Source organism: Rhizobium sp. NPDC090279 (assembly GCF_044769665.1).
Classification (GTDB): Bacteria; Pseudomonadota; Alphaproteobacteria; order Rhizobiales; family Rhizobiaceae; genus Rhizobium.
In genome coordinates, this window is record NZ_JBIVYI010000006.1 from 79,052 (window position 1) to 90,683 (window position 11,632).

An 11,632-nucleotide genomic window follows, 5' to 3' on the forward strand; every position below is an offset into this window, starting at 1 on the left:
CAAGGTCATGGTATGATGTCGCAGGCGACCCTTCAATCCAATTGGATCAAGCGTATCGAACCATGGCTGCTCCTTGCCCCGATGCTGATCGTGCTCGCAACGGTCACCGCCTGGCCGCTTGCCCGCACCGCCTATCTCTCCTTCATGCACGCCACTCTGGACGCCGGCGATCTGCCAAGGTTCATCGGCTTTCGCAATTATCTGGCGCTGATGAAGGACGGGGACTGGTGGCATGCCGTTCGCAACACTGCTTTCTTCTCGGCAACTTCGGTGACGCTGGAAACGCTGGCCGGTGTCGGCATTGCCCTTCTGATCGATAGTCAGCTCAAGGGCCGAGGCGCCTTGCGCGCGGTCATGCTGATCCCCTGGGCGATCCCGACGGTGGTCTCCGCGCAGATGTGGCAATGGATGCTGCATGACCAGTATGGTGTCATCAATGCGCTCCTGATCAAGCTTGGGCTCATCAGCCATGGAATCGCGTGGACGGCCGGAACCGGCACGGCGATGGCAGCGATCATCGCCGTCGACGTTTGGCAGACGACGCCCTTCATGGTGCTGCTGATCCTTGCCGGCCTGCAGATCATCCCGCGCGATCTCTACGAGGCCGCCAAGGTCGATGGCGCTCCCGGCTGGGCACAGTTCTTCTACATCACCCTGCCGCTGCTCTGGCCGACGCTTGCCGTTGCCATTCTGTTTCGGCTTCTCGATGCCGTGCGCATGTTCGATCTCGCCTACGTTCTCAGTTCGAAGAGCCGCGAAACCGCGACCATATCGATCTATGCCCGCCAACAGCTCGTCGACTTCCAGGACGTCGGCTACGGCTCGGCGGTAGCGATGCTGGTCTTCCTGATGATCTCCCTGGTGGCGGCGGCCTACATCCAGCTGACCAAAATCCGATTGATCAGCGAGTGAGGATCTCAATGAAACGCCTTGCCAAAACAATCGCGCTGACCCTCCTCAAGATCATCGTCGTGTTCTACACAGTCTTCCCGTTCTATTGGGCCATCGTGTCGTCCTTCAAGACCGGCTCGGCCCTGTTCTCGGTCGACTTCTTTCCGCCGATCGACCTCACCAACTATCGCGATCTGCTGACCAACGGCAATTTCCTCCGCAACATCCTCAATTCGGCGATCGTCGCGGTCTGCGTCGTCACGCTCTCGCTGATCTTTGCGATCACCTCGGCCTATGCACTCGGAAAATTGAAATTTCGCGGCCGCGGGTTCGTCCTGGCGGGCATCCTCGGCGCCTCGATGTTTCCGCAAATCGTCGTTCTTTCGGGGCTCTTCGGAACGATCCGCTGGCTCGGGCTATATAACAGCCTCGGCAGCCTCGTTCTGTCCTACATGATCTTCAGCCTGCCCTTCACCGTCTGGGTGATGACAAGCTTCATCCGGCAGATTCCGGCGGAACTCGAAGACGCTGCCCGCATGGACGGATGCTCGACCTGGGCGATGATCTGGCAGATCTATTTCCCGCTTTTGGCGCCGGCACTCGCCAGTACGGGCCTGCTGGCCTTCATCGCCTCTTGGAACGAGTTCCTCTTCGCGCTCACCTTCACGCTCAGCGATACGGTGCGCACCGTTCCCGTTGGCCTCGCGCTGATCTCCGGAGCGAGCCGCTTCGAGCTTCCGTTCGGGACGATCATGGCGGCCTCCGTCATCGTCACCGTTCCCCTCATTCTGCTGGTCCTGATCTTCCAGCGCCGCATCGTATCCGGCCTGACGGCGGGAGCGGTAAAATGATGCCTATTGCTCTCAAGGAAGGAAATACCGATGGCTGACCTGTCCCTGACCAATGTGCGCAAGGCCTTCGGCGCCCTGACGGTGCTGCACGGGATCGACCTTACGATCGAAGATGGCGAGCTGGTCGTCTTCGTCGGCCCGTCGGGTTGCGGCAAGTCCACCCTGCTCCGGGCAATCGCCGGACTGGAGGACATCAGCGGCGGCGATATCCGCATCGGCGGCCAGGTGGTCAACCACGTCGCGCCGGCGGAGCGGCAGATCGCCATGGTGTTCCAGTCCTATGCGCTCTATCCGCATATGGATGTCTACCGGAACATGGCCTTCGGCCTTAAATTCGCGAAGATCCCAAAGGATGAGATCGACCGGCGCGTCCGCAAGGCGGCCTCGATCCTGAAACTCGACGGCGTGCTCGACCGCAAGCCCGGCGCCCTTTCCGGCGGCCAGCGCCAGCGTGTCGCCATCGGCCGCGCTATCGTCCGCCAGCCGAAGGTCTTTCTGTTCGACGAACCATTGTCAAACCTCGATGCGGCGCTGCGCGTCAATACCCGCATCGAAATTGCCAAGCTGCACCGCGAACTCGGCGCGACGATGGTCTACGTGACGCACGATCAGGTCGAGGCGATGACATTGGCCGACAAGATTGTCGTCCTCAACGGCGGCCGGATCGAGCAGGTGGGAACACCGCTCGACCTTTATCACGCACCCGCAAACCTTTTCGTCGCCGGCTTCATCGGCTCTCCGGCCATGAACCTGATCGAAACGCGGGTCGTTTCGCTCGACAATGGCGAGTTGCAGCTTTCGATCGGCGAGCAACGTGTCGGTCTTCCCTATTCTGGACCCGCCGTCGCACCCGGCACGCAGGTCACCATCGGCATTCGGCCGGAGCACTGGATTCCCGGCGATGGCCCGTCAGTGAAGATTGAGGGGACGGTTGACCTCGTTGAGCATTTGGGCGAGACGAGCATCATCTATCTGCGACTGGCCGATGGGCAGACCCTCACCGTCCGCTATCCAGGCGATATCTTCTGCACGGCGGGCGACCGTTTCGTGGCCGAGGCGCCGGCGGCGGCCGTCCATCTTTTCAACGATGCCGGACAGGCTATGCTCGGTCGCCGCTCGAGCCCGGCCTATGGCATTCTCGGCCAGGAATTCCGGGCGCGCTGAATGGAAACGGAATGAACGATACGCCAAAGACAGGGTCGGGAGCGACCAAGTTGACCAAACTTGCGAAAGGACGGCAAAGGCTGCCCGATGTCACCGGCACCAATCTCGAACAGTCCCGCATCTTCAACCGCAGGCTGATCTTCGAGGCCCTTTACCAATCCGGTCCGCTCAGTCGCGTCGATGTTGCCAAACGGGTCGGGCTGACGCCGCAGACCGTTTCCGGCATTACTCGGGAACTGCTGGACCAGCAGTTCATCGTCGAGACCGGCCGTTCGCAGGGCCAGCGCGGTCAGCCGCAAATCTATCTCGGCCCCAATCCGGTTGCAGGCTTCTCCATCGGCATCCATCTCGATCGCAACCGCGTCGTCATGGTGGTGTGCAATCTGCTGCTGGACGTTATCGGGCGAAAAACCTGGACGGGCGATACCCGCGATCCCGAGCCGACCCTGAAGCATATTGCCGGCCTTGCCGACGAGCTGATCGCGGAGGCCGCCATTCCTCGCGAAAAGATCTGGAGCATGGGCCTGGTCTTGCCGACGCTTGACGACGACATCTACGATTTTGCCACCAAGCAACCCGGATGGGATGCCTGGGCCAACGTACCCGTCGCACAGCGCCTGAAAGACCTGTGCGGGTTGACGGTGCTCGTTGAGAATGACGCGACCGCCGCGGCCATCGGTGAACATTTTGCCCGCAGCGACAAAGACAAGCGCAACTTCGCCCATCTCTATATCGGCTACGGCGTCGGCGCCGGCATGATTATCGACGGCATGCCCCTGAAAGGCGTCTGGGGCAATGCCGGCGAACTGGGGCTGCTGCCCTTTCAACCCAAACGGACGCGCGACAACGGCGAACCGCCGATCATCGATTCCGTTCTCTCATTGAACGGTATCGCAAAGGCACTGGAGTGGACGATCGAGGATGCCGATGCGGCGGCGGCCGACCTCTCGATCCTCGCCGATCTTCACAGCCAGCGCGATCTCCGGCTTTCCAGCTGGATGGAGGAGGCTGGACTTTGCCTCCGTTTTCTTGCCGCCATACTCGAGAGCACGATCGATCCCGAATTCATCACCGTCGGCGGATCACTGCCGTCTTCAATCGTCGCGGCCTTGGTGGAGCGGGCCTATCCACTGCATCGTTCGCTGAGCGAACGCAAGGACAGACGCTGGCCGAGGCTTGTTGTCGGTGAGTTGACGGACGATGCGCCGGTCATCGGTGCGGCCAGCCTGCCGATCTTCGTCAACATCAACCCAAACTTCCGCCACCTCTACATCCGTCAACTCGGCGACGAGCAGCACCCCTTCGAGCAAGCCCCAAGAGGCTGACCTTCAGGTTCGGCCTGGCGGACAACCGCTTCAGTCGGAACAGCATGTTTGAAATGCCTGCCTCTGCCAGCCATTCGTTCGGATTCCATTCATGTGAACCAGTTACACTGGCAACAGACAGTTCAGCGATCCGGAAGGGCCAAGACCCCTGATGGATCGCCTTTCGTTCGTCAGGTGTGGCTCTGACGAAGGAGACAATGATGGAAAATGATGAAAATTCGAAACTCGAACGGCGGCGGTATGCTCGAAAGGCGCTTCTGACCGTCGTTGTTGGCGCCGCCATCGCGGCGTTAGGTGCATGGCTTGTCCAGCCTGAAACGGCCTCGGCCAAACTGCATGAGCATTCAACGCAGCCAGCGGCATCCACGATGTCGCTTTAGGCAGCTTATTGCAGAGCTGCGCACTGCGTGATCCTGCACGGCAGGCCATTGCAGTGCTCGAAGGCAATCTGTTCGCCGCCTCGGCCTATTTCACCTTCACTGTATTAGTGGATAACCTTAGTCGGCTCCTGGAAAGCGATTTCAGAGTGGCGTTTGATTTAGGTATCATCTCCCTAATGTCGCCGCCATTCCGATGGTTTAAAGAAATATTTTCTTCAAAATCCACTTAAATTGGAGGGGCCGGCAATCGCCAAGGGTCCCGTTACCAGATAATGTCGATCAAGGTACTAGACAATCAGGATTCGGCCGACGTAGACTTGAGAGACGAACGGACGCCAGAAAAGCCAGAAAAAGAAGGTCATCACCGTCTTGATCTCACGCGGAACGATCACGCCACTACTGACAACTTTCCCTTGGATATGGAGCTGACCGATGCTGCATGATCCAAACGCATCCCGATCGCGCTGGCCTCTGCCGTTTCGTCGGCAATCATGGGAGACATTGATCGGTCTTGTCTCCGTAATCGTGCTGGTCGGGATCATATGCGCAAATCTGCCCAGCGCGTGGATCGCCGAGCGAAACGTCTCCGTGGCATCTACGAACCACGCCGGACATTGACGCGCTACGATCACGCCGCCACTGATACAAAGCGATCGGAAGCCACCGTCGGATGGACCTTTTGCGTCCGTTTCTGCGAGGATTACTTTTCAGCAGGCGGACCGTCCGCACTCACGAGCAGCTTGTCGATCCTGCGGCCGTCGAGATCCACCACCTCGAAACACCAGCCGTTCTTCGTGAAGCTTTCGCCTACATCCGGAAGATGGCGTAGTTCCTGCAGCACGAAGCCTGCGACCGTCTGGTAGTCGCGATCGTCGTCGATCTGGAGATTCATGAAATCGGCGAACTCGTCGATGGGCATCCAGCCGGACACGAGATAGCTGCCGTCGTGACGACGAACGATAGCCTGTTCGCCGCCGGTATCGGTCTCTTCCTGAACGGCTCCCAGGATCGCTTCGAGAATATCGCCCGATGTGATGACGCCTTCGAAGTGGCCGTATTCGTCATAGACCAGCACCATATGCGAGAAAGAACGGCGCAGCGCCTTGACCACGTCGAGCGCGCTCGAAAGGTCCGAAACGATCGGCACCTGCTTGGCCAAGGCTAGAATGTCGACTCGACTACCGGATGCCAGTGCGTCGAAGAAATCCCTGGTTGTCAGCACGCCGACGATCTCGTCGGAGCTGTTCTTGCGCAGCGGCAACCGCGCCTTTTCGGTGCGACGAAGCTGTTCGCGAACCTCGTCGAAACTGTCTTCTATATCGATGACCTCGACATCGCGGCGCGGCGTCATCAGCGCTCTGGCGGTTCGGTCAGCCAAGCGCATGACGCCGGAGATCATCGCCTGCTCTTCCGTCGCGATCACGCCGGCGCTCTGCGCCTCCGCCAGAACGGTCTTGATTTCCTCGTCGCTGACACCGTCTGCCGTCTTGCCGGACTGGCCGAGCGCGCGCAAAACCAGCCGTCCGGAAATATCAAGCAGCCAGACCAGCGGTGCAGCAGCGCGCGAAAGAAACACCATGGCCGGCGCAATCTTGCTGGCCACGGCCTCGGGCGCGCGAAGCGCGACCTGCTTCGGCACCAGCTCGCCGATAATCAGCGACAGATAGGTAATCGCAACGACAACGGAACCGACGCCAATGGCATCGGCAGCGGTGACCGAAAGACCTTGCATGGCAAGCCAACCCGACAGGCGAGCGCCGAGCGTCGCGCCAGAGAATGCGCCGGATAGAACGCCGACGAGCGTAATGCCGATCTGTACGGTTGAAAGGAAGCGGCCCGGCTCTTCGGCGAGCCTGATCGCCATGGCGGCCCCTTTGCTTCCTTGGTCCGAAAGCACTTTCAGGCGGGCGGGTCGTGATGAGACGATCGCTAGTTCCGACATTGCCAGTACGCCGTTAAGGACGGTAAGAACGATGACGATAGAAATTTCGAGAAGCAAAGTCGGCCCTTTTTGTTTTCAGCAGAAAGATAGGTGGCAGGGGCTATAAAAGCCAGCACCCAATAGAAATGATTTCCATGGCACCACTATTAAGGGCAATTCGCTGACGCTATCGCAGGGCCGGCAGGATATCCGCTGCGATCTCCGCCATGACCTCGCCGGGCGGCCTCGTCTGTATGACGAGGTTGAAGGCGACGTGATGGATGCCAGCTTCGCGCATTACCGACAGCGCCTCGATCAGCCCTCGCCTGCCGGTTCTGCCGCCGAGATTGATCTCCTCATATGCCGCTTGGGGATTATCGAGCAGTTCCAGAACCATGGACTGGCCGAAGCCACGAAAATCCGTCGCGACCTTTGCTTGGGCATTACGCCAAAGCGCCAATCGATCCTTCTGGACCGCGAGCGGCCGGTAATAGGTCATCCAGGCGGCCGCATGGCGGGCGATCCATTCGAGGGATTGCGACGATGACCCCACGGCCACCATCGGAATGGCGGCCCGCTGCAGGTGGGGTCTTATCGAGAATTCATTCCGTGCATGGCCGCTTTCGTCCGTGACCTCCTGATCCGGACGAAGAGCGGCGGCGAGCCGCTCCCAATGCGATTGGAACCGTAACTTGCGGTTCTCGACATTCTCTCCAAACATGTCGTATTCGCTCGGCCTGTCTCCCGAACCGAGACCGAGAACGAACCGGCCTTTCGACAGGGATGCAGTCGAAAGAGCTGCCTTGGCGATATGGAGCGGATGCCGCAGAGGCAGCACGATTGCTCCCGTCGCCAGTCGAATGTCGGATGTGGCCGCCGCCAGGGCTCCAAGAAAGACCCAGGGATCGGCATGGCCGATCGGGTCGGGATAGCTGTCGCTATTGAGCGGAACGTCCCTGACCCACAAGGCGTCGAAGCCCAACCTGTCGGCATGGGCTGCAATGCCGAGCTGCGTATCGAACTGCACGTCGGCTGGGATTCTCGTCTGGGCCGGCAAGACGATGCCGAATGAAAGCTGGTCTGGATGGAAAAGCACGTCGCGTCCCGAAACATATTGCGCTGACAAAGAGATAAGGACGATCGTCTCTTAGAAAAGGTCTGCGTTGCGGAAGAGCTAGTTGCTGATGTTGACCAGACTATAATGGCCCACCTTGTACAGGCGGGCCACGATCCAGTTGCGGAGCGAAAGCCATCTGGCAGCTTTCACTGCAGGTTAGCTCGCTGCGATGCACTGCTTGACGAAATCGCGCAGAGCCTTCTTTTCCAGACCCTTGGCCGCGCCCTGGTCATGGCAGGTCTTGCGTTTCGCCAGGACCGGATATTTCTGCTGCATGCAGCTTCTGACCGAATCCTTGCGCGGCTGACCCTTGAGGTTCTGGCCGGCCGCATCCTGTTGGCAGGCCTGCCGCGCCGTCTTGAGTTCGTCCTTCGACGGCATGGCCGAAGATGGGGCCGAAGCAGATGAGGTCGCGGAAGGAGCAGGCGTCGCCGTCGTCGAAGGGGTCGTCGTCTGTGCGAAGACCACCGTTGTCGAGCAGAGGGTCAACAGAGCGGCTGCTGTCGCACAAAGAAGCTTGCTGGTCATGGGCATATCCTTTTGCCTGAAGGCCATTCATGGTCAAGCCGCCGGCCTCCTAACGAGACCGGCGTTCTTCTTGAACGATGGCGACCGGCTTATCCGTCGCTCGGACTGCCAATAAATTTCGCACCAACGCGCTACCCGACGTCGGTAAATGACGACACCCCTGACACTCTTTCCGGAGTGCATGAGGTCGAAACCCTTCTTGACCGAGGTGACGCGGCGACCAACATCGACGACGATACCGGCACCCGCATGGCCGAGGATGGTGGTAACAGCCCTTCTGGATCGGCGTCCGACAACGTGAAATCATCGGTGTAGCAGATGCCGGTCGCCTTGGCCTCGATCAGCACTTCGCCCGCGTCCGGTTCCTCAAGCTGAACCGTTATCACCTCAAGCGGCTCGCCGGCCGCAACCGCTGCTCTAAAGTCCATATAAAAATACTCAAAATCAATATACTATGACTGTTATCTAATTTTATTTGTTAGCTGGAAATTCGCGTCCATAAATCGCGTATTTCCTGCTGCATAAGCAGGGATTCTTCCCAGCGGTCGGTGCTGTCTTCGCCGTCCCTTCCGGTGATGGCATAGGGTTTTGGCCCCAGTTCGCAGGTGAAGGCGAGCGTTGCGCCCTTTTCGGCGCGTTTCCGCCAGCTCCTGAAACCGTACTCCCACCAGCCGAGGAAGAGATCGACCCAGGGCCTGTGATGCGGGAAGGAAATCTCGATCTGGACCTGTTCGCGCGAGGCAACGCGGCCATGAAACGCCCAGGAACTGTCGAGTATCCGGTGGATGAGCGCATGGTTCTCGTCGGATACCGGCCAGGCGAACTCCCGCGCGACGAGGAAATGGGAGATATCACCCAGCAGCCGCAGATCCGGTAGCCGATCGAGCAGGTCGAGCGTGAAGAACAGATCCGTCGTCATCCGGTCGCGATGGGTCTCGATCCAGACGTCGATGCCGGCTTCCTCCGCCAGCCGCTGCCAGCCTTCGAGCAGCGGAATGCAATCCTCCAGCCGCCGCAGGCGCACGTCCGGCTGCAGGCAGATGTGATGGACATTGTATTTTGCGGCGATTTCGAGCACGGGCTTCAGATCATCGACCGTCTTCGGGAAGCATTGCCCCTCCGCCTGCAAACCATGCTGCTTGAGCAGCCCCGCGACACGGGCGACGACGTTGCGGTCGTACCAATGGGTGCTGATGCCATCGAAGCCGGCGGCCGCTATCTTTTCGATATTCTCTTCCAGAGAAAGCTCAGGATGTCTCTCACTGCGTCTCTCCATGGCCCAGAGCGACTGGAATATCAGCAAATCTTGCATAGGTCCTCCCCTACCGTCGAGTTGCTCAGATCACGAATCCCAACTCATTGCCAGACGGCGCGGTGATGGGTTTTGCTCATGAGCGCGTTTCATTGCAAAGCGGATGTATTCGCGAGCCGGGAGCCGGCGGCATGATGGTTTTTCCTCAAGATACTCCCGGACGTGGTGCGGCGTTTCCTGGCAGGAAAGCATGGTTCGGTTCGAAAGTCCCGACTGCGCGAAGAGGCGCTGGAAACGCTGAGCACAACTGCCGCCGTGAGCAAATTTCATCAAATCAATACTGTCGTTTCGCGCCGACGTCTCCGACACTGGCTGCCTAGTTCCATTCACTGGGAGGCACATCATGGACGACACGCTCTACGGCAAGCGCGACAAGCGCGGCGACTGGAAACCCAACAAGCTCTTGCAATATCCGCCTGTCTTCATCTGGCCGGCGAAACCGATCGCCTTCCTGAAATGGTTCTTCGGCTATCCGGGCTATCTGATGCCCTGGAACGTCGTCTATGCCGCCGTCGCAACGCTGCTGTGGCTCTATGCGACGCCTTCCATGGACAGCATGAAGACGCTGGCGCCGGGCTGGATCGCCTATCTTTTCGCGCGCAATGCCATTCTGGTATTCCTGTTCTTCGGCGCGTTTCACCTGCGCCTCTACATGCAGAAGAAGCAGGGCACGAGCTTCAAATACAATAGCAAGTGGCCATCGAAGGATAACTCTGCCTTCCTCTTCGGTAACCAGACCGTCGACAACGTCGTCTGGACCTTTGCCAGCGCCGTGCCCCTCTGGACGGTCTTCGAGGTGCTGACGCTCTGGGCTTTTGCCAACGGCATCATTCCCTATGTCGATTTTGCCGAACACCCGATCTATTGCGCCATCATCATGCTGCTGGTCCCGGCATTCCGTGATCTGCACTTCTATCTCGTGCATCGCCTGATCCACTGGCCGCCGCTCTACCATACGGTCCACAAGCTGCATCATAACAACGTCAATCCCGGCCCCTGGTCCGGGCTCGCCATGCATCCCGTCGAGCATCTCCTGTATTTCTCGGGCGTTCTCATCCACTGGATCGTACCGTCCAATCCGATCCATGCCCTGTTCCATCTGACGCATGCGGCTCTTGCGCCGGCGCCTGGCCATGCCGGCTTCGACAAGATCGTGATCGGCGAGGATGCCGGCATCGATACTCACGCCTACGACCACTACCTCCATCACAAGTTCTTCGAATGCAATTATGCGGATGGCGTCATCCCGCTCGACCAATGGTTCGGCACCTTCCACGACGGCTCGAAGGAGGCAGAGGACCGCATGAACAAGCGTTTCATGGAGCGCGCGAAGAAGTACGCCGAGAGGCGGGCTCGCAGCTCCAACACGCCGAGCTGAGATGAAGCGGAGGCCGGCCGAAACTTTCGGCCGGCATAACGCTGTCGAAAACTTGCCAAGGGCGCTTGGTGCTCCATATGCAGCTTTAGGTTCTCCCCCCGCCGCCGGCCCAACCGGCCGCTGACGGCGGGAAATGCCGGAGCCTGCGGCCCTCCTTCCGCAGGCTCCGGCGTTGTCGCCTATCGGTGACTTGATTGGAGCCCGATATTTTCTGCCGTACAGGTCAGGAACTGCGCAGGGGCCTGACGCCCGTCAAGTTGCCTCTCCGCCAGCCTGCCGTGTTTGTGGCAGGCTGCCACCACTCAGCGCCCCTTCAATTCATGAGTGCGCATCATAAGTGCTTGTGGTCATCGGGCGCTAATCCCGAAAACGCATCTTCCTACATTCCTCTCGCGGTTTCGGAGGGCCAAGCAGGCGACGGTGTCGCCGCGTCGCTATGAGGTCCGGCGAGAATGCCTGCCGACTTGGCCCTTCGCATGGCCGAAATTGGCTATCCCTTATCGATACAGGAGTAGATTGATGCCCCACGTAATTCTGAAGATGGCCGCCGGAAGGCCCGAAACATTGAAGCATGCTTTGGCTGAAAACCTAACCAAGGCCGTCATGGAAACGCTTGGCGTCGACGAGGACGCAGTTTCCGTCGCGATCGAGGATGTGCCGATGGCCGACTGGGTCGAGAGCGTCTACCTCCCGGACATTCAGGGGAAGCCCGAGACCATCTACAAGGAGCCGGGTTACGATCCCTTTCGATAGGGGGCTGGCATC

Annotated in this window: 12 protein-coding genes and 1 pseudogene; 7 read left to right on the forward strand and 6 right to left on the reverse strand. The window is 59.4% G+C overall.

The features are described from left to right. Nucleotides 1–15: 15 nt before the first annotated feature. The 5 genes from ACIQWP_RS16140 to ACIQWP_RS16160 all read left to right on the forward strand — a co-directional run bounded on the left by ACIQWP_RS16140 (nt 16) and on the right by ACIQWP_RS16160 (nt 4,611). Nucleotides 16–912, forward strand: coding sequence for a carbohydrate ABC transporter permease (locus ACIQWP_RS16140; protein ID WP_402788894.1), 897 nt, complete (start codon nt 16–18; stop codon nt 910–912). 8 nt (nt 913–920) lie between these two features. Continuing rightward, nucleotides 921–1,742, forward strand: a complete 822-nt coding sequence (locus tag ACIQWP_RS16145) for a carbohydrate ABC transporter permease (protein ID WP_402788896.1) — start codon at nt 921–923, stop codon at nt 1,740–1,742. A 30-nt stretch (nt 1,743–1,772) separates the two neighbouring features. Next, the gene (locus ACIQWP_RS16150) at nt 1,773–2,906 is read left to right on the forward strand and encodes an ABC transporter ATP-binding protein (protein ID WP_402788898.1); all 1,134 of its coding nucleotides are present in this window, start codon (nt 1,773–1,775) and stop codon (nt 2,904–2,906) included. Nucleotides 2,907–2,917: 11 nt separating this feature from the next. Beyond that, on the forward strand, nt 2,918–4,231 hold the full coding sequence (locus tag ACIQWP_RS16155) for an ROK family transcriptional regulator (RefSeq protein WP_402788900.1): 1,314 nt from the start codon (nt 2,918–2,920) through the stop codon (nt 4,229–4,231). A 200-nt stretch (nt 4,232–4,431) separates the two neighbouring features. Beyond that, on the forward strand, nt 4,432–4,611 hold the full coding sequence (locus ACIQWP_RS16160; protein ID WP_402788902.1) for a hypothetical protein: 180 nt from the start codon (nt 4,432–4,434) through the stop codon (nt 4,609–4,611). Nucleotides 4,612–4,898: 287 nt separating this feature from the next. Here the strand turns inward: ACIQWP_RS16160 and ACIQWP_RS16165 are convergent, their stop codons facing one another. The 6 genes and pseudogenes from ACIQWP_RS16165 to ACIQWP_RS16190 form a co-directional block, all read right to left on the reverse strand. Beyond that, nucleotides 4,899–5,153, reverse strand: coding sequence for a hypothetical protein (locus ACIQWP_RS16165; RefSeq protein ID WP_402788904.1), 255 nt, complete (start codon nt 5,151–5,153; stop codon nt 4,899–4,901). 158 nt (nt 5,154–5,311) lie between these two features. Further along, on the reverse strand, nt 5,312–6,610 hold the full coding sequence (locus ACIQWP_RS16170; protein ID WP_402788906.1) for a hemolysin family protein: 1,299 nt from the start codon (nt 6,608–6,610) through the stop codon (nt 5,312–5,314). Nucleotides 6,611–6,719: 109 nt separating this feature from the next. Then, nucleotides 6,720–7,628, reverse strand: coding sequence for a TIGR03571 family LLM class oxidoreductase (locus ACIQWP_RS16175; protein WP_402788908.1), 909 nt, complete (start codon nt 7,626–7,628; stop codon nt 6,720–6,722). A 177-nt stretch (nt 7,629–7,805) separates the two neighbouring features. After that, nucleotides 7,806–8,177 carry a PsiF repeat-containing protein gene (locus ACIQWP_RS16180; protein ID WP_402788910.1) on the reverse strand — a complete coding sequence of 124 codons (372 nt, stop codon included), beginning with the start codon at nt 8,175–8,177 and terminating at the stop codon, nt 7,806–7,808. Between the two features lie 192 nt (nt 8,178–8,369). Continuing rightward, a pseudogene (locus ACIQWP_RS16185) lies at nt 8,370–8,605 on the reverse strand (alcohol dehydrogenase catalytic domain-containing protein); the annotation flags it as partial. Between the two features lie 50 nt (nt 8,606–8,655). Beyond that, entirely contained in the window at nt 8,656–9,489 is an 834-nt protein-coding gene (locus ACIQWP_RS16190; protein ID WP_402788912.1) for a sugar phosphate isomerase/epimerase family protein, read from the reverse strand. 343 nt (nt 9,490–9,832) lie between these two features. Here ACIQWP_RS16190 and ACIQWP_RS16195 point away from each other — a divergent pair, with 343 nt between their 5' ends. Continuing rightward, complete coding sequence (locus tag ACIQWP_RS16195) at nt 9,833–10,867, forward strand: sterol desaturase family protein (RefSeq protein WP_402788914.1); 1,035 nt, start codon at nt 9,833–9,835, stop codon at nt 10,865–10,867. Nucleotides 10,868–11,386: 519 nt separating this feature from the next. Next, the gene (locus tag ACIQWP_RS16200; RefSeq protein WP_402788916.1) at nt 11,387–11,620 is read left to right on the forward strand and encodes a 4-oxalocrotonate tautomerase family protein; all 234 of its coding nucleotides are present in this window, start codon (nt 11,387–11,389) and stop codon (nt 11,618–11,620) included. The last annotated feature ends 12 nt before the right edge of the window (nt 11,621–11,632 follow it).